Source organism: Emticicia sp. MM, from assembly GCF_001649495.1.
Map to the genome: position 1 here is coordinate 1 of NZ_LXHX01000009.1, position 18,358 is coordinate 18,358.

Annotated in this window: 13 protein-coding genes; 8 read left to right on the forward strand and 5 right to left on the reverse strand. The window is 36.9% G+C overall.

What is annotated here, in order from left to right:
* The first annotated feature begins 34 nt into the window (after positions 1–34).
* Positions 35–637: a bifunctional phosphoribosyl-AMP cyclohydrolase/phosphoribosyl-ATP diphosphatase HisIE gene (gene hisIE, locus A6M55_RS01060; protein WP_015029459.1), complete on the forward strand. Its 603-nt coding sequence runs from the start codon at positions 35–37 to the stop codon at positions 635–637.
* Positions 638–757: 120 nt separating this feature from the next.
* The gene (locus tag A6M55_RS01065; RefSeq protein ID WP_041694090.1) at positions 758–1,096 is read left to right on the forward strand and encodes a phage holin family protein; all 339 of its coding nucleotides are present in this window, start codon (positions 758–760) and stop codon (positions 1,094–1,096) included.
* An 81-nt stretch (positions 1,097–1,177) separates the two neighbouring features.
* Here the strand turns inward: A6M55_RS01065 and A6M55_RS01070 are convergent, their stop codons facing one another.
* Both A6M55_RS01070 and A6M55_RS01075 read right to left on the reverse strand, forming a co-directional pair.
* A complete protein-coding gene (locus tag A6M55_RS01070) occupies positions 1,178–1,645 on the reverse strand; it encodes a redoxin domain-containing protein (RefSeq protein ID WP_015029461.1) in 468 nt (155 codons plus the stop codon).
* 84 nt (positions 1,646–1,729) lie between these two features.
* Positions 1,730–4,186: a glycoside hydrolase family 9 protein gene (locus A6M55_RS01075; protein WP_064196178.1), complete on the reverse strand. Its 2,457-nt coding sequence runs from the start codon at positions 4,184–4,186 to the stop codon at positions 1,730–1,732.
* Positions 4,187–4,310: 124 nt separating this feature from the next.
* Here A6M55_RS01075 and A6M55_RS01080 point away from each other — a divergent pair, with 124 nt between their 5' ends.
* Both A6M55_RS01080 and A6M55_RS01085 read left to right on the forward strand, forming a co-directional pair.
* Complete coding sequence (locus tag A6M55_RS01080) at positions 4,311–5,687, forward strand: L-serine ammonia-lyase (protein WP_064196179.1); 1,377 nt, start codon at positions 4,311–4,313, stop codon at positions 5,685–5,687.
* 141 nt (positions 5,688–5,828) lie between these two features.
* Entirely contained in the window at positions 5,829–7,208 is a 1,380-nt protein-coding gene (locus A6M55_RS01085; RefSeq protein WP_015029464.1) for a vanadium-dependent haloperoxidase, read from the forward strand.
* A gap of 63 nt (positions 7,209–7,271) precedes the next feature.
* Here A6M55_RS01085 and treF read toward each other — a convergent pair whose 3' ends face one another.
* Together treF and A6M55_RS01095 are read right to left on the reverse strand one after the other, a co-directional pair.
* Positions 7,272–8,765, reverse strand: a complete 1,494-nt coding sequence (gene treF, locus A6M55_RS01090; protein ID WP_064196180.1) for an alpha,alpha-trehalase TreF — start codon at positions 8,763–8,765, stop codon at positions 7,272–7,274.
* A gap of 26 nt (positions 8,766–8,791) precedes the next feature.
* The gene (locus tag A6M55_RS01095; RefSeq protein ID WP_015029466.1) at positions 8,792–10,054 is read right to left on the reverse strand and encodes a sugar MFS transporter; all 1,263 of its coding nucleotides are present in this window, start codon (positions 10,052–10,054) and stop codon (positions 8,792–8,794) included.
* A 244-nt stretch (positions 10,055–10,298) separates the two neighbouring features.
* Here A6M55_RS01095 and A6M55_RS01100 point away from each other — a divergent pair, with 244 nt between their 5' ends.
* On the forward strand, positions 10,299–11,153 hold the full coding sequence (locus tag A6M55_RS01100) for an AraC family transcriptional regulator (protein ID WP_015029467.1): 855 nt from the start codon (positions 10,299–10,301) through the stop codon (positions 11,151–11,153).
* A gap of 43 nt (positions 11,154–11,196) precedes the next feature.
* On the opposite strand, the gene rlmN is transcribed toward A6M55_RS01100, so the two are convergent.
* Positions 11,197–12,252 carry a 23S rRNA (adenine(2503)-C(2))-methyltransferase RlmN gene (gene rlmN / locus A6M55_RS01105; RefSeq protein WP_015029468.1) on the reverse strand — a complete coding sequence of 352 codons (1,056 nt, stop codon included), beginning with the start codon at positions 12,250–12,252 and terminating at the stop codon, positions 11,197–11,199.
* A gap of 174 nt (positions 12,253–12,426) precedes the next feature.
* Between rlmN and A6M55_RS01110 the strand changes: the two genes are divergently transcribed.
* The 3 genes from A6M55_RS01110 to A6M55_RS01120 all read left to right on the forward strand — a co-directional run bounded on the left by A6M55_RS01110 (position 12,427) and on the right by A6M55_RS01120 (position 18,142).
* Positions 12,427–13,224 (forward strand): SDR family oxidoreductase, encoded by a 798-nt coding sequence (locus A6M55_RS01110; protein ID WP_064196181.1) that lies wholly within the window; start codon positions 12,427–12,429, stop codon positions 13,222–13,224.
* A gap of 244 nt (positions 13,225–13,468) precedes the next feature.
* A complete protein-coding gene (locus A6M55_RS01115) occupies positions 13,469–16,660 on the forward strand; it encodes a SusC/RagA family TonB-linked outer membrane protein (protein ID WP_015029470.1) in 3,192 nt (1,063 codons plus the stop codon).
* Positions 16,661–16,696: 36 nt separating this feature from the next.
* Positions 16,697–18,142: a SusD/RagB family nutrient-binding outer membrane lipoprotein gene (locus A6M55_RS01120; protein ID WP_064196182.1), complete on the forward strand. Its 1,446-nt coding sequence runs from the start codon at positions 16,697–16,699 to the stop codon at positions 18,140–18,142.
* Positions 18,143–18,358: the final 216 nt, after the last annotated feature.

Below are 18,358 nucleotides of genomic sequence, written 5' to 3' on the forward strand. Positions count from 1 at the left end.
AAATATTATTTTAAAGATATTTAGGCTTACCAAAATGGAAAGAACAATCGCTTTTGATAAATCGGTCGATGGCTTAGTGCCTGCAATTATTCAGGATTCAATCACCGGTAAAGTTTTAATGCTTGGATATATGAATGCCGAAGCGTATGAAAAAACTATGGCCGAGGGAATCGTAACTTTTTTTAGTAGAAGTAAACAAAGACTTTGGACAAAAGGAGAGACTTCGAATAATTTTCTTCACGTAAAAAAAGTATTAATTGATTGCGATGGAGATACAATTTTGATTAACGCCTCGCCAGATGGCCCTACTTGCCATACTGGAGATGACACTTGTTTTCAGGAGGTAAACGATGGGAAAGTAATGTTTATCAATCATTTACGCTCAGTGATAAGAGACCGTAAGCTAAATCCTTCTGATAGTTCTTACACGGCACAACTGTTTAAGAAAGGCGTAAATAAAGTAGCCCAAAAAGTAGGAGAAGAAGCCGTAGAGTTAGTAATTGAAGCGAAAGATGAAAATAAAGATTTGTTTTTAGGTGAAGCAGCTGATTTATTCTTCCATTATTTGGTGCTTTTAGAGCAGAAAAACTATACTTTTGATGAGGTTTTAGATGTATTGATTAAGCGTCATAAATAAATGTTAATTTGAAAATTTGAGTGTAAAATGATAGAATTCCGTTCGAATTCTTTGAATTTTCTCAATGAATTCATTACTTTTATACGTAATCATTCACCCATATTCTCATTCATATTTATTATGATAAATTATTTAATTCGTTTGGCATGTTGTGCGGCTGCGGTTTATTTCATGCCCCAATTTTTGAGTGAAATCAAGGTAGATTCCATCACAACTTCGTTGATGGTAGCTTTTGTGATGAGTTTCTTGAATACATTTATTAAACCCATCTTAAAGTTGCTTTCATTGCCAATTACACTGCTAACTTTAGGTTTATTTTCTTTAGTTATCAATGTGGGTATTGTTTATTTAGCTGCCTATTTGGTAGAAGGCTTTAGGGTTGGTGGATTCTTACAACCACTTATTTTTGGTTTTGTACTTTCGATTGTAAATAGCTTAGTGGGAGCATTTCAGGATTAGGCTAAATGCTATAAAACTAAAGAGTCCATTGTTTGATGTATATCTCACAATGGACTCTTCGTTTATAAACAGAAAGTATAATTAGAGACTCGCTAAAGTTTCTTTTACTGCTGCGAAGTTTGGTAAATCACCTGCACTTTCAAGTACTTCGGCATATTTAATAACTCCTTCTTTGTCAACAACAAAAGCCGAACGTTTAGCTACTCCTTGCATTCCAAAAACAAATGTATCGTAATAAGCTCCGTAAGCTTGAGCTGTTTCTTTATTGAAATCAGATAGTAATTGGAATGGAAGATTTTGCTCAGCTTTGAATTTACCCAAAGTAAAGATAGAATCTACTGAAATACCTAAAATCTCTGCGTTTAGGCCAGCGTAAGTGGCAATGTCATCACGCATTTGACAAAGTTCAGCCGTACAAACGCCTGTGAATGCCAATGGGAAAAATAATACTACTACATTTTTTCCACGATAATCAGAAAGATTCACTTCTGCTTTATCAGTATTAAATAATTTGAAGTCAGGTGCTAGTTCGCCTACTTTAACAGCCATAATTTTGAATTTATTAAGTTATTGAGATTAAAATAATAACCCACAAATTAAGTAGAAAGTTTGGATAGCTCAAAAAAACTCGTGTCATAGACGTTTAAATTGATAGCCTTTTTGTTTCAAATGTTTAATTAATTTGGATAATTGGTCGTAAAACTTTTCTTTTCTTCTTGGGTCAGTGCCTAAGTGAATGAGTAAAATAAATCCATTTAGTCCATCTTTATTATTCTTTTCATACTTTAAAATGTCACGCATAATAGTTTGATTATTAGCGTATTTATTGCCGATTTCTGGGTAAGTATAATCTCTGTTCGAACCTGTTCCAGCAGTAAAGTTGATGAGCTGTAAGCCATTATTCTTGGTCCATTCAGCAATTGTTTCATTATACCATTCGAAAGGAGGCATAAAATACGGTGCTTTTTCAGGAGTAATGCCAAATTTACTCATAGCCAAATAATTGGACTTTAAGTCATCATCAAATTGTAGTTTGGAAATGAGTAGAGAATCTGGTTTTGTCCAGTCATTATAAAGTAGGTGTTTATCAGAATGTCCGCCTAAGTAATGCCCATCACTGATAAGTTTTTGAATGAGCGAATAGGTTGCTGGATTTCTATAAAATTCACCAGTAAAGAAAAATGAGCCTTTAATATTTTCAGATTTTAAAGTTTGGGCAATTTTTTCACCTCCTTCATAAAACTCATGCCCTGTAAAAGCCAATCGAATTATTTTTTTGTTAGCATCGAATCGAGTAATCGCTCCCTTGTAAATACTTAGTTTTTCGGTAGTTTTAGAAGCATTTTCTAAAGTTGATAAATAGTAAGTCAGACAGGCGGTACCGTCCATGGTTGGCTCGTTGGTTGAATAATCGCCAAAATCATCGTGATAAACTGCCATATTTGACTGAAAATCAGCATATTCGTCAGGAAAGCGAAGGGCAACATATTTTAAGCCTTTAAAAATAGATGTTCTTACGGGTCCATCAACTAATCCGCCATCTATTGGATAATTTTTCAAGTAAGTAAAGGCAGAATGTGGGTCTTGAGGGTAATCGCCCGCAAGAGGAAGACCAACTATCATACTTGTTCCCCACGGATTGCAACCAAAAAGCCAATCACGAAGAGCAGCTTCCATTTCTTCGAAGCCTTTTCCTCCTAATTTTCTATATAAATTGATTTGCGTGAGGGTTGCCGTTACTAAGTTATTTGAACACCAAATAAATGGAATGCCATTCAAGAAAGGATTTTTCTTCGCTCTCGCTTCGATAGCACTCAAACCTTGTTGATAATAAGATTTTAACTCATTATTATTGGTCATTTGAGAAGCCGTTTGGTAATGGCCTGCATTCATGAATGGATACCATTGATAATGTCGAGCGGTATCGTTTATCATCCAAGGTGTAACGGTTTCTTGTTTACTAAAATTGATGGCATCTTGAAGATAATCTTTATTCTTTGTGATTTTAGACAGCTCGGCGGCGGCCAATTCCATATCATCAGTCCAATTGTCTTCCTCATAAAAGTAGGGTGCACGGCAAGGAGCCGTTTGACAAGCCCCTGGATTCTTTTTACCCCAATCATAGGCATCAATAGCCTTCTTTTTTAGTGTTTTAGAAAAATCAGGATAAAATTTCTGTAAAACTTCCGAGCCTAACGCAAAAGTTGAAGCATATTTACCAGCAGTAGACGCAATTCCCGTTGCCCTACTTTTATTTTGGAAAGCTCCTTGTGGTTTACCTGTACAAAAATATACGGGTCGCATAGTTCCTTTCCCATAAGAATTAGGGTCGTTGTTGGGTAAACGTAAGCCGATGTGGTCGCGGTCATCAGCAATCTGATTATACATCTCTCCATAAGCAGGATTCATCTTTACAAGCCAGTCGATTCCCCATTTGATTTCGTCAATAATATCAGGAATACCATTGCTGCCTTCCAAGCCATTTGCTTGATGAAAATCCTTAAATACAGTCGGATTATTTTTATAGGCCAATAACATTTGATAAATCGCATTGGCCGAAGTGGTGGTGTATTGCAAATAATCAGAAGCATCGTGCCAGCCACCTTTTACATCAATATGGGTAGAATCTTTTTTGGGGTCAGGGTGATAAACTCTAAATCCATCGTGTATGTGGCATGAGTCTTTCAAGAAGGGATTATATCCACAACGTTGTTGACGCATATATTTTAGCAAAAAATCGGCAGAACCGGCATAAACCTCCTCATCAATTCGAAATTTAATTGATTTACTATCATTGGTTTGAATATAATAAGCTCCCTTTTTTTGAAAATTGGAGAAGTCTAAGCGATAAGTAGAAGTAAAATTGCCAAATGCTCCATGATTTTTGATTTTATTAGAACTAAAAACTACCTTATCCGTAATGGCATCTTTAATAGTAAATGATTGCAATGGCTTTTGGTGCTTACTCAGAACTACGGCAACTTTAACAGCCTTGGGTAAATATCCTAATTGGTTGACTCTAATGTAGGTTTGAGCTGAAACAAGGAATGGGAGGGCTAAAATCAAAAAGAAGGTTTTACAAAATTTCATGTTTAATGGTGTTGATGTGCTGAGTTTTTTGTGAAAATACTTACTTTGCAGTAAAAATCGAATTTTTATTTCAAAGAATTAAAAGTTTGTATTTTATCTCAACTTCATCAACTACAACAAAACAATGACACAAGAAGCAATTAAAACTTCTATTTTTGATTTATTTAAAATTGGTCCAGGGCCATCTAGTTCACATACTATCGGGCCAATGAAAGCAGCTTATGACTTTTTGCAGAGAGCGAAGGCTTCAGCTCAAAGTACAACTTTACATCAGCCTAAAATAATGATTCATTTGTATGGATCTTTGAGTGCTACTGGTAAAGGACACGGAACTGATCGTGCGGTAATTGCTGGATTATTGGGTTGGTTGCCAGATACTTGCGAGCCTACGGCCTTTACAGCATTACTCAAAAATCCCGATGATTTGTACATAACACAAGTAGGTAATTATGAGGTGTCGTTGACAGCTAGAAATATTGTGTTTGAACGTAAACGCTATGAATCGCCACATCCTAATACGTTGGTTTTTAAGTTGATTGAGAATGAACAAATTGTGCTTGAAGAAGAGTATTATTCAGTAGGGGGTGGTTTTATTCAACGTAAAGGAGAAGACGCTCAGGCACAAAATGATAAAGAGCCTGTGTTTGGATTCACAACGATGAAAGAATTAAAAGAACATTTAGCCAAGCAAAAAATCACGCTTACTGAATTAATGATAGCCAATGAAATGGCATTGACGGGTTTGAGTAAAAAAGAGATTTTTCAGAAAATTGATGATATACTCGAAGCTATGCACAAGGCTGTAAAGCGAGGATTGCGTCAGAAAGGTCTTTTGCCGGGAACTATCAAACTGCGTAGAAAAGCTCCAGTATTATATGCACAAGCTAAAAATACGGCCTCAACTACCGATAGTTTTATGGTTTTCTTGAACGCCTATTGTATGGCAGCTTCGGAAGAAAATGCGGCTGGAAATATTGTCGTTACTGCCCCTACATCGGGAGCTTCAGGCGTGATTCCGGGTGTATTTTTCCTATTGCGAAATCATTATCATTATGACAAACAACGTTTGAGAGAAGGAATGCTAGCTGCTGCTGCGGTGGGTTACTTAATCAAGCATAATGCGAGTATTTCGGGTGCAGAAATGGGTTGTATGGGCGAAATCGGGTCAGCTTCTGCAATGGCTGCTGCCATGTTGGCCTATTGTGCAGGAAAAAGTATTGAAATTGTAGAAGCTGCGGCCGAAATTGCCATCGAACATCATTTAGGAATGACCTGTGACCCAATCGGGGGGTATGTGCAAATACCTTGTATTGAACGAAATGCCATGGGTGCAATAAAGGCGTATAATGCTTACTTATTAGCCGCATCGGGTAATGCCTCGGCACAGAAAATATCACTTGATAGTGTTATAAAAGTTATGCGTGCAACGGGCCGAGATATGTCGAAGAAATATAAAGAAACTTCTCAGGCAGGTCTAGCATTGAGTGCAACTGAATGTTAGAAAACTAAAGTATTCCATTAATGCGGATTTGATTTGTATATTTTCCGAAATAATGTAATTTTGAATTAACATTTTTAAAAAAATGACCCAAAATGGTATAGTTTTTGAACCAATTCTACAAATTGATAAATTATTGAGGGAATGAAAAATATCTACCCACAAGGTATTAAGGTAGGGCTACTGACCTTAGTACTATGCACACTACTTATAATGAATGGTTGTGAAAGCAATAATGGAGACAACCCAATACCAGTGGCTGCTACTGATACAACTACTGCCAGTGCTGCTATTCGATGGGGAAAGATGTCTTTATTTATTGCAGAAAAAACACCTGGAAACTCTCCCACGTATGCTTCAAGGGGTTTTGGATATATTGGTCTAACTATGTATGAGAGCATAGTTGGTGGTTTTAAGGCATATAACTCGCTTGCTGGGCAGTTAAATGGTTTAGTTACTTTACCAAAGATAGATTCAACCCAAAGATACAACTGGGTACTGAGCTTAAATGCCGGACAATCTTGGATTCATAAAAATATTTACGAACAAACTTCTGAAGCCAATAAAAGAACTATAGATTCACTTGAAGCAAAGATTTTATCTGAATATAAGGCTGAAAATCAGGCGGTTATTGAGCGTTCGGTGAAGTACGGGCAAGAAGTGGCAAAAGCTATTTTTGAATGGTCAAAAACAGATGGAGGATATCAAGGTTATAATCGTAATTTTACAACAGATTATGTATTACCCGTAGGGCCTGGTTATTGGAAAAGTCCACAATTTAGTCAATCTCCTAGTACTTTACCTTTACATCCTTACTGGGGTAAAAACCGTACTTTTGTATCAACAAATAGCAGCTTAGCAGTACCTAGGCCTATTACTTTTAATTCTAGTTCATACTCACAATATTATGCACAGTTTTTGGAAGTTTACGCCAAAAATCAAGTATTGACACAAGAAGAAAAAGAAATTGCCCTATTTTGGGGCGATGACCCAAGCCGAACATTTACGCCACCGGGTCACTCTTATAGCATCGCAAGAATTGTAGTTAGAACAGCCAAGCCACCATTGATTAAAGCAGCACAAACTTTTGCTATGGTTGGAATGGCAATCGGAGATGCTTTTATAAACTGTTGGAAGGCAAAATATACATATCATGCAGAACGCCCATCGACTTTTATTCGCACATATATAGATGCATCATGGTTACCTTTTTGGCCAGAGCCTCCATTTCCAGCGTTTTATTCAGGCCATTCAGTGCAATCGGCCGCTTCGGCTACGGTACTTACCAAGCTGTATGGTGATGAGTTTAAATACGTGGATAACTCGCATGAAGGACGTGGACAAGACCCACTCACTTTCATTTTCTATAAGAATCGTTCGTATAGTTCATTTTGGGAGGCTGCTCAAGAATCAGCTTATTCAAGATTATTAGGTGGAATTCATAATAGAAGCGATAATGACACAGGCTTAGCTGAAGGGCGTAAGATTGGTCAAAATGTAAACGCATTGAAGTGGCTTAAATGAGTTTTTTTGAGCGAAATACAATAAGGAGGAGAAAATAGCAATTTCTTCTCCTTATTGTATAAACTATGTTGTGCTCATAGCCAAAAATACACCATTTGTCCAACCAAATCCATCTTGATTGGGATATTCTCCCCCTCCAGCCATTAATCTTTCATCTACAACATTATATTTTTCGGTCATTTTGCCTGTTTTTTGATATACCCTACGGTTTAGAGCTAACCAACGACTTCGAATTTCGTAGGCCAAATCTTCAATTTGATAATTTAATAGACCTTTATAAGTTATCCATTGTAGAGGAGCCCAACCATTGGGCGAATCCCATTGTTGACCTGTATTGACAAGTGTAGTCTGTAATCCACCACTTTTCAAGAATTTATTTTTTATATTATCCGCAATTTTTTCGGCTTGCTGTGCTTCCACAATCTTAAAATAAAGTGGGAAGACAGCCGCCAATGTTTGGTGTGTTTTTGGGGTATTTGAAATAAAGTCGTAATCAAAGTAAAACCCCTCTGTCTCATTCCAAAGGTATTTTTGTATTGTATTTTTTCTTTTTTGAGCTAATTGTTGAAATTCGTCTGCTTTCAAACTATTATTCATTAAGGAATAAGTACTAGAAAGAGTATCTTCCAAATTATATAATAGACAATTTAGGTCAATCGGAATGATTTCTGTCGTATGGATACTCGAAAAATCGTGGGTATCTCTAAACCATCGGCTGCTAAAATCCCAGCCTGATTCGGCTGCGGCTCTAATATGGCGAAATAAATCATTTGGACTTTGACTTGATTGGTGAGAAAGTTCAAGGTCTTCTTTGAATGATTCAGGGCGAGGAGTATTATTTTCGTCCCAAAATCTATTTAAAACATTACCATCAGGCATTAATACAACTCGGTGAACTGCTCTTTGATGGGGTGATAGTTCGTTTCTGCCATTCATCCAAAAATGATATTCCTGCTCAAGATATGGTAAGTATTTTACAAGTATTTCTAAGCCTTTTTCTTCACTTAAAAGTTTTACCATTTGTGCATAAAATGGTGGCTGAGAACGCCCTATATAATAGCTTCTATTTCCATTCGGAATATGCCCGATTGTTTCGAGTAAATATGAAAAATTATCAATCATTGATTCTATCATATCTATTCTGCCTGAAGCACGTAAACCAAGCATCGTAAAATAGCTATCCCAATAATATACTTCACCAAAACGCCCACCCGGCACAACATAAGGTTTAGGTAGTGGAATAAGTGAACTATTTTCATGTTCGGGTTCACGCGTTAGAACTTTCCAAAGGGTATCTAAATGTTCTTCAATCGAATGTTCTTTATTACTTTCATAAGCCGCTGTTCGATTGACAGGCATATCAAAGTGTGCCTTAATGAAAGCTTTTAAATCAAAATTTGCTTGATTTTTTTCTTTAAAAAATTTCTTGTTAATGACCTCTAAACTTTCTTTAGCTATACAGTCAGGAAAGGTTTTATTATCAGGGAAAACATTTTCTAACTGCACTTTTTCGAATAAAAGCCCTAATTCATAGATATTTTTTATCGTACGCTCCATTTTAAGATAATAGGTAAATAAAAGTATTAATGTCCGCTAGAATGATTACCAAACGAAACTTCAGTATTAGATTTCTTCTGTAAAGAATTGAGTATAAACAAGCAAACCATCAGAATGCTCATCGGAATTAATGATAAGTAAAAAGCTGTTTGCCCTGTGAATGCTTCAAAAACGTGTCCTGTTATGATAGAACCAGTAGTACCGCCTAAGGCAGAAAATACAACAATTAAACCCGACATTGGGCTGTGTAGATGTTTTGGCAATGAGCTAAGAATAACAGAGTTGATCGTAGGATATATTGGGGCTAAAAATATACCCATAATTGGGAAAATATAGGCTACAATAGGTGCGTTTGTCCAATTTGTATCAGGCGAAGCCATAATGCCTTGCGTGAGCGGAAGCGTAAGTAGTACCAACGAACCGCAAGTAATTATACAGATAGTTAAAACTAAAATCCAGCTAAATCGACGAAGAATTACGCCCGAAGCAAAACGTCCAACGGCAAACGCTCCCGCTAAAATAGCTCCCGCCTGAATTCCCATACTCGCCGGAACTTTTAGAATATCCTTATAAAAAGTAGGCGTCCAAGTCTGAAAGCTTTGTTCGATTAGCACAAATAAAAACACGCTGATAATAAATACAATTACAAGAGGAAGTGCAATTAGGCGAAGCATTGCCAAGAAATCGCTACTCAAAGACGAACCCTCAACTTTAGCCTCTGATTCATCTAAGTTGGCGGTCATTAAGAGTATAAATGCCAGTAGTGATAAACCTCCTAAAATCCAGTAAACACTTAGCCAAGCTGCTGATTTGGGATTATCGTTATCAATAAATAAGCTAAAAAGAATATTTCCTAACAAAACCCCAATCATGAATGTACCTTCAAGTAAACCCATAAAACTTGAATGTTCTTTAATATTTTTCGTAATAAGGCCGATTGTGGCAAAAACTGAAACCTTAATCAAAGCAAATGAAATTCCTACTACTAAGAATAAGAGTTTAAAATGCCAAAAACCATTGGCGTAGGGAATCGTGAAAGAAATAGCACTAACCAATGCCAAAGCAATAAGCATGGCTTTTTTATAGCCAATTTTGGGTAAAAAAGAGGCTAAAATAAATGAACAAATGGCAATAGGTAAATCTTTGAAACCTTCAAGAACTGAGGCGTCTGATTTTGAAACATCAAAATTGCGTTGTACTTGTAAGATTACAGCACCTACACTATTGAGCAATATTGCAAAGACAAAATAGTTGAGGTATAATGATAGCTTGATTTTCCAGTTTTGCATAGAGGATTGTTTTTAGGGTTGAAGTTTCAGCAGAACTTGTTTTTTTATCAAAAAAAGCGAGCAATTAGCTCGCTTTTATAATCCATCATAGGTTTTGCTCTCCTTAATCAAAAACTACGTTTTTTGCGTTAGTTTATGAAACAAATTTCGGAAGTCTGATTTATAAAAAATATACTTATATTAATATTCTTTTGTTCTGTATTATTATTTTTATAAAAAAATATATAAATCAAATATTAATAGAGTGAAAACCCCCTTTGAGCAAATTCAGAATGACGAAGGAAGTTCGTTTAGATTTTTACATCAAAAAGTAATTGCCCAACAATTTCCTTGGAATTATCATTACCACCCAGAGTTTGAGCTGGTATTAGTTTTTGAGGGAACTGGTAGGCGACATGTGGGCAATCATTTGAGTTATTATGAAGATGGAGATTTGGTTCTGATAGGTTCTAATTTGCCTCATGCAGGCTTCGGCTATGATGCATTAGGCGTGCATGAAGAAATTGTGATTCAGTTTAAAGATGATTTTTTAGGAGAAAAGTTTTTTGAAAAACCTGAAATGAACCTCATTAAAAAACTTTTCGAACGTTCACAGCAAGGTATTCAGTTTTATGGAGAAACGTATGAAAAAGTGAGAGATTCCTTAATAAAACTCATTGATTTGTCGCATTTCGAACGTTTGATAGGTTTACTGAATATTTTTCAAGCTTTAGCTGAATCAACCGAATATCATCTTCTGAATTCTTATGATACCCGCTATGATTTTAATCAGAAAGACCAACTTCGTTTAAAACGAATTTATGAGTATGTAGAGCAAACGTATCAACAGCCAATCAATATTCGTGAAGCAGCCAATATAGCCCATCTGACAGTTCCAGCTTTTTGTAATTATTTCAAAAAAGTAGTTAACCAGACTTTCACTGATTTTGTAAACGAATATCGAATTAATAAGGCTTGCCAGTTGCTCATGACCGAGATGAGTATAACAGATGTGTGCTTCGAATGTGGATTTACGAATAATTCGTATTTCAGTAAGGTTTTTAAGGAGATAAAAGGCAAAAGTCCTTTAGAATTTAAAAAATTAGTTCTGAGGAAATGAAAAAGAGTGTCTGACTAAAACACTCTTTTTATAATTATCTGAGTTATATTGTAGCTTCGCTGCTTGGTTCTTTAATCGCTAATTGTCCACAAGCGGCATCAATATCTTTACCACGGCTTCTACGTACATTGACAACCACGCCTTTATCTTCTAAAAACTTCGCAAACTTACTAAGTTTATCTTCCGTTGTATTGATATAGTTTGCCTCAGCGATTGGGTTATATTCTATAATATTTACTTTGGCAGGTACTTTCTTCGTAAACTCCCAGAGTTCTTTGGCATCTTGTAAAGAATCATTGAAATCGTTGAAAACAATGTATTCGAAAGTGATACGATTCCCAGTTTTTTTATAGAAATAATTCAATGCTGCTGCTAAGTTTTGTAATGAATTACTCTCATTAATCGGCATGATTTCATTACGTTTAGTATCATTGGCAGCGTGTAATGAAAGTGCTAAATTAAACTTAACTTCATCATCGCCCAACTTTTGAATCATTTTTGCGATACCTGCGGTACTTACAGTAATTCGTTTGGGCGACCAATTAAGTCCATCAGGCGAAGTAATACGATTGACCGACTCCATCATACCCGCATAATTGAGCAAGGGTTCGCCCATTCCCATATATACTATATTGGTAAGTGGTTGCTGATAATGCTCTTCGGCTTGTTGTTTGATGAGTACTACTTGGTCGTAGATTTCGGCAGCATCAAGGTTGCGTTTTCTTGCCATGTAGCCCGTTGCACAAAATTTACAAGTAAGCGAACAACCCACCTGAGATGATACACAGGCTGTCATGCGGTCGTCAGCAGGAATCAAAACGCCTTCTACTAAATTTCCGTCAAATAGCTTAAAACCTGATTTAATGGTTTTATCATTACTGACTTGTTTTTTGAGTACTGAAACAGCTCGAATTTCGAAATGTTCTTTCAGTAAATCACGGGTTTTTAATGATAAGTTGGTCATATCATCAAAACTCCAAGCCGATTTTTTCCACAGCCACTCCGAAATTTGTTTGGCTCTAAAACCTTGTTCTCCATTGGCTGTGAGCCAAGTTTTGAGTTGTTCGGTCGATAGCTTTCTTATATCTTGTTTGCTCATATATGCTTTGTTCGAATGCTTTTTATTTTTAGTCGAAGCGAATCTATTTTTCACTTCATGGTGCAAAGTTCCGAAATAATCGTTGGTTTTGCCAAGAATATGAGTTTTATCGTTGAAAAACCTTACATTTGCCTTAATTACCTAACAAAAAAAAGAGACAGAAATTCGTAAAAAATGAAAAGATTTGAAAATAAAGTAGTTTGGATTACAGGAGCATCTTCAGGAATAGGCGAAGCCACTGCCTATGCATTTGCGAATGAAGGTGCGAAATTAATTCTTTCGGCTCGAAGAGAAGAAGAACTTTTAAGAGTGAAAAAGGCTACTGGTTTGACTGATGCCGATGTATTTATTTTACCTATTGATGTTGAGAAGGCGGACGAAATCGAGCCTAAAGCCCTGCAAGCCATTAGTCATTTTGGGCGAATAGATGTACTTTTCAATAATGCAGGAATTTCGCAGAGAAGTTCAGTCCTCGAAACTGATATGGCGGTGTATCAGAAAATTATGAACCTAAACTTTTTTGGAGTTGTAGCCCTTACAAAGGCGGTATTGCCCGCAATGAAAGCTCAAAAAAGTGGACATATTGCCGTAACAAGTAGTCTTTCTGGGAAATTAGCAACTCCAATGCGTTCGGGTTATTGTGCTTCAAAGCATGCTTTACATGGTTTTTTTGATGCCCTTCGTGCTGAAGTTTTCGATGATAAAATAGGCGTGACTTTGATATGTCCGGGTTATATCAAAACGAATATTTCCTTAAATGCAGTTGCGGCTGATGGCAGTAAGTTTGGAAAAATGGATGAAAACCAAGCAAATGGAATGCCTGCTGAAGAATGTGCCCGCCAGATTGTGGATGCTATTTACAAGAATAAAGATGAGGTTTATATGGGTGGAAAAGAAGTTTTAGGCGTGTATTTAAAAAGATTTTTTCCGAAATTATTAGCCAAGATTGTGCGAAAACAAAGCCCTAAATGAGGCTTAAAAATTGAAATAAATTAGTTATTTTTTATCATTTTAGGGCTTTCATAAGCCCTTTTTTTTTGATTTTTTAGACTAAAATACTCATGAAAAATTAAATTATATCGCACAAACTTTGATTTTGGTCATACTTTTGTTTTCGTTCATCGCATTCCTTTGCAAAATATCTATTTTTATCAATACTTTTATTCCAGTATAAATAAATACATAACTTAATTTTTACAAACTAACAACAAACTGTATGAGGAAACTTCTACTCGCCAGCATTATGCTGGTGTGGGCTGGCTTTGCATTCGCCCAAGACAAGACCGTTTCAGGGAAGATTACTTCCGCTGAAGATGGCTCTCCACTTCCGGGTGTGAGTGTAATAATTAAAGGAACTACTAAAGGTGCCACAACTGACGGTAACGGGGTTTACAAAATTTCTGCTCCCGCTAACGCGACACTAAGCTTTAGCTTTATTGGTTTTGAGACGATATCTGAAAATATCGGAAACAGAACAATTATTGATGTACAGATGAAGTCGGATGTGGGACAACTCAATGAAGTTGTAGTAACGGCATTAGGTATTTCGCGTGATAAAAGGTCTTTGAATTATACGGTTCAAGAACTAAAAGCTGACAAGCTTACGGTAGCTCGTGATGCCAATGTTGGTAATGCCCTTGCGGGTAAGATTGCAGGTGTTCAGGTATTAGGACAGTCAGGGGCTAAATTTGGTTCACCAAATATTAGAATTCGCGGTATCAACTCATTGACTGGGGGAGACCCACTTTATGTAGTTGATGGTACGCCAGTGGCAAGTATCGGTGATGTAAATATGGATGATGTTGAAAATCTATCAGTATTGAAGGGGCCTTCAGCAACTGCACTTTATGGTAATCGTGCTTCGGGTGGTGTAATTGTAATTACAACCAAAAGAGCAAAAGCAGGTGAAACAACTTTCAACGTAAATCACAGTACTACGCTTGATATGGTAGGCTTATTGCCAAAATATCAGAATGAATATGGTGGTGGTTATTCGCAAGATTGGGAAACTTTCAAATACAATCCTGCGATTGACCCAGCTGATTGGAAGGCTTTTGATGGACAAAAAATCTTGGATTATTCTGCCGATGAAAGCTGGGGGCCTAAATTAGATGGAACATTACACCGTTCGGCATTCTCTTGGCAACAAGGCCCTGAATTTGGACAGTTGACACCATTTTCTCCAAACCCGAATAACGTAAGAGATTTCTTCGAGAAGCCTGTAAGCAATAACACAAACTTTGCTTTTGCCAAAGGTGGAGATAACTTCCAATCACGTATTTCTTTTACTCATATTGATACTAAAGGTATCGTTCCTAATAGTAGCCAAAAACGTGACTTCGTTAGTTCAAAAAATACGTACAACTTTACAAGTAAGTTTTCAGCTACTCTAGATGTAACTTATTCAGCGACACGTGCAAGAAACGTTCCAGCAGATAACTATGGTTCATCGGGTGGTACTGCCGCAAGTGGTTTTACGGGCGTAGCTCCAGGTGCTACTGTAACTGGTTATAACCAAACGATTGGTTCATTCAACCAATGGTTCCAACGCCAGTTGAGCATTGATGATTTAAGAAACTATAAAAATCCAGATGGTACTTACCGTAGCTGGAATATCGGTGGCCCACGTGATGCTAAACCAAAGTACTGGGATAGCCCTTATACACAAATGTATGAGAGTACAAACCTTAATAACAATGACCGTATTTATGGTAGCTTAGGCTTGGCTTATAAAATTACTGATTACTTGACAGCTTCAGTAACTTCGCGTAGAGATTGGAGAAATTATTACGGAGAAGGACGTATCGCTTACGGTACATTGAATGCTGGTGGTTTAGGTGCTTATGCAAACTATGCAACAACTGGCTACGAAAATAACCACGAGGCTTTATTAGCATTTAACAAAAACTTCAATAAGTTATCGGTTGTGGCTAATGCAGGTGGAAATATTCGTTATTCAAAAACGGGGGTATATTCACAATCTACGGTGGGTGGTTTAACAACACCAGGTTTCTATAATATTGCAGCCTCAAAAGACCGTCCATCTGTTCAAACACTTACTTACGAAAGACGTGTAAATAGTATTTACGGAAACGTAAGTTTAGGCTATAATAACATTGCTTTTATCGAAGGAACAATTCGTAACGACTGGTCTTCTACTTTACCAAAGGCTAATAATTCATATTTATATCCTTCTCTTGGTGGTAGCTTTGTTTTATCAGAGATTCTTCCTAAGAACAATGTATTGACTTATGCTAAATTAAGAGGTAGTTACGCTCAAGTGGGTACTGATGTGGGGCCTTATGCGATTGGTCTTACTTATTCAACGGGCAACCCATTTGGTTCAAATCCAACGCAATATTTACCAACTCAATTACCAAACCAAGACCTTAAACCAGGGCTTTCTTCAGCTTATGAAGGTGGTATTGACTTGAAATTCTTTAACAACCGCTTAGGATTAGAATTCACGGCATACCGTAATAATAATAAAGACCAAATTATTGGTTTATCAGTACCATCTACTAGTGGTTTCTCGTCAGCCCTTATTAATGCTGGTTTGATTCAAACACAAGGTTTTGAAATTCATATTGGAGCAACTCCAGTAAAAACTGCAGGTGGATTTACATGGGATGTTGATGTAAACTTTGACCGTAGCCGTTCTAAGGTTGTTGAATTGGCAGAAGGCTTAACAAATTACCAATTAGGTGGCCCAACTTGGAGAACATTGACGGTGAATGCACGTGTTGGTGAGCAATGGGGACTTTTAGTAGGTAGAGGCTATAAATTAAACGATAAAGGAGAAAGACTTATCGGTACAGATGGCCACTACATTCCACAAGATAATAAAGTATTAGGTTCGGTACTTCCTAAGTTTAAAGGTGGTTTATTAAATACGCTCACCTATAAAAACTTCTCATTCCGTGCTAATATCGACTTTATTGTTGGGGGTAAATTCTTCTCTACAACAAAAATGTTTAATGCTTATGCAGGTTTAGCGGCAGAAACGGCAGGCTTAAACGAATTAGGCAATCCTAAGCGTGACCCAGTTTCTCAAGGTGGTGGTATTTTATTACCGGGTGTAACGGAAGATGGTAAACCAAACACCGTTCGTGTTGAAACACAAGAATACTACGAAGACAAAATGTTTGCTTTCAACGAAAGATGGATTTATGACCAAACTTATGTGAAGTTAAGAGAGGTTTCGCTTGGCTATAACTTACCTAAGAGCATCATAGGTAGTAAAGTTTTCAAATCAGCGAAAGTGGCTTTCATCGTTCGTAACCCAGTGTTGATTTACAGTGCAGCTGGTGGTGGTATTGATATTTCTGAAGCAGAAGTTTTCTGGACAGAGGGTGGTCAGTTACCTCCAGTTCGTTCGTTTGGTGTTAATCTAAACTTAGGCTTCTAATTTATCTCACTGCTTTTATTTAAACAGACATTTAGTATGAAAAAATTATCAATATATAAAACTTTAGCTATTGCAGCTGTATTGGGTGTTACCAACACAGCTTGTGACCCAGGCGATTTTGGTGACATGAATGTCAGCCCAAATAGTCCTTCTTCACCAAATACAGCGGGGCTTCTTACGGGGGCATTACGTAATGTAGGCTCTATGACAACTGATATGGTTCCAGCACTTTATACGCAACAATTCGGAGACGTAACTTACATCGAAGAATCTCGTTATAAAACTATCAACTTTAGTTATAATGGTTTTTATACGGGGCCTTTAAATGCATACCAGACAATTATTAATTTGAATACAAATGCTGAAACAAAGACAACTGCTGCAGCCAATGGTTCAAACAATAACCAAATTGCTTTGGCTCGTATTGCGAAGGCTTACACATACCTTTGGATTACTGACCGTTGGGGAGATATTCCTTATTCGGAAGCCTTGAAAGGCAAGGCTGATTTTAGTCCAGCTTTTGATTCTCAGCAAGCCGTTTACAATGATTTATTTAAAGAATTGAAAGAAGCCCAAGCTCAATTTGACGGAGGTAAGTCGGTAGTTGGCGATATTCTTTTGGGCGGAAATGCTGCTCGTTGGAAGAAATTTGCTAACTCTCTAAGATTAATCATGGCTCTTCGTTTATCGAAAATTGACCCTGCAAAGGGTAAAGCAGAGTTTACTGCTGCTTTGGCTGATGGTGTCTTAACATCAAATGCGGACAACGTAAAATATACTTACTTGTCAGAAGCAAATAATGAACACCCATTATATAACAATTATATTACTACAAACCGTAAAGATTATGCAGTAAGTGATGTTTTTGTGAATTATTTGTTGAAAACAAATGACCCACGTATTGTGGCTATGGCAGATAAAAATATCAATCAGCAATATGCTGGTGTACCTTATGGGGTTTTTCCTGCGGCATCTAAAGCTCAAGATGTATCGTTGGCAGCTGCTTCGATGCGTCAGCAAAATTCGGCGGCTAACGTGCTAACTTATGCACAAGTATTATTTTCACAGGCTGAGGCGGCTAAATTAGGTTGGATTCAAGGCGATGCAAAGGCTCTTTATGAAGCGGCTATCACTGCTTCAATGCAACAATGGTTAGGAGCTGCAGCAACTAGCACGGCTGTAGCTGATTTGTTGAAACAAGATGGAATTGCTTACAAAGAAGCAACGGCATTAGAGCAAATTGCTACTCAGAAATGGGTTGCTTTGTTTTACCAAGGAAATGAAGCATGGGCCGAATGGCGTCGTACTGGTTTCCCTGCATTGAAACCAGCTTCAAAACCATTGAATGCCAGTGGACAAATACCTCGTCGTATGGCTTATGTAGCTACAGAAGGAACTTTGAATAAAATAAACTACGATAAAGTAGTTGCTGCTCAAGGCCCAGATACACAAGATACTCGTGTATGGTGGGATAAGAAGTAGTACTCTGATTAGTAGATATTTGCAGGCGAGAGAGGTATGTTAAAAATCCTCTCTCGCTTTTTTTAATATTCTAACTTTTATTTAATACATGGTGTATACGTAAATGGAATTCAAAAAAAAATCATAAAATGTTATGCAAACCCACTATTTGCAGAGAAGTATTTATTATTTTATTTTAATAATACTTATTTGTATGTAAAGTGTTTATAATCAATG

Coding starts and splice junctions, on each gene's coding strand:
- A6M55_RS01085 (WP_015029464.1), top strand. CDS start 5,829: ATGAAAAATATCTACCCACAAGGTATTAAGGTAGGGCTACTGACCTTA.
- A6M55_RS01080 (WP_064196179.1), top strand. CDS start 4,311: ATGACACAAGAAGCAATTAAAACTTCTATTTTTGATTTATTTAAAATT.
- A6M55_RS01120 (WP_064196182.1), top strand. CDS start 16,697: ATGAAAAAATTATCAATATATAAAACTTTAGCTATTGCAGCTGTATTG.
- hisIE (WP_015029459.1), top strand. CDS start 35: ATGGAAAGAACAATCGCTTTTGATAAATCGGTCGATGGCTTAGTGCCT.
- rlmN (WP_015029468.1), bottom strand. CDS start 12,252: ATGAGCAAACAAGATATAAGAAAGCTATCGACCGAACAACTCAAAACT.
- A6M55_RS01095 (WP_015029466.1), bottom strand. CDS start 10,054: ATGCAAAACTGGAAAATCAAGCTATCATTATACCTCAACTATTTTGTC.
- A6M55_RS01075 (WP_064196178.1), bottom strand. CDS start 4,186: ATGAAATTTTGTAAAACCTTCTTTTTGATTTTAGCCCTCCCATTCCTT.
- A6M55_RS01115 (WP_015029470.1), top strand. CDS start 13,469: ATGAGGAAACTTCTACTCGCCAGCATTATGCTGGTGTGGGCTGGCTTT.
- A6M55_RS01110 (WP_064196181.1), top strand. CDS start 12,427: ATGAAAAGATTTGAAAATAAAGTAGTTTGGATTACAGGAGCATCTTCA.
- A6M55_RS01065 (WP_041694090.1), top strand. CDS start 758: ATGATAAATTATTTAATTCGTTTGGCATGTTGTGCGGCTGCGGTTTAT.
- treF (WP_064196180.1), bottom strand. CDS start 8,765: ATGGAGCGTACGATAAAAAATATCTATGAATTAGGGCTTTTATTCGAA.
- A6M55_RS01070 (WP_015029461.1), bottom strand. CDS start 1,645: ATGGCTGTTAAAGTAGGCGAACTAGCACCTGACTTCAAATTATTTAAT.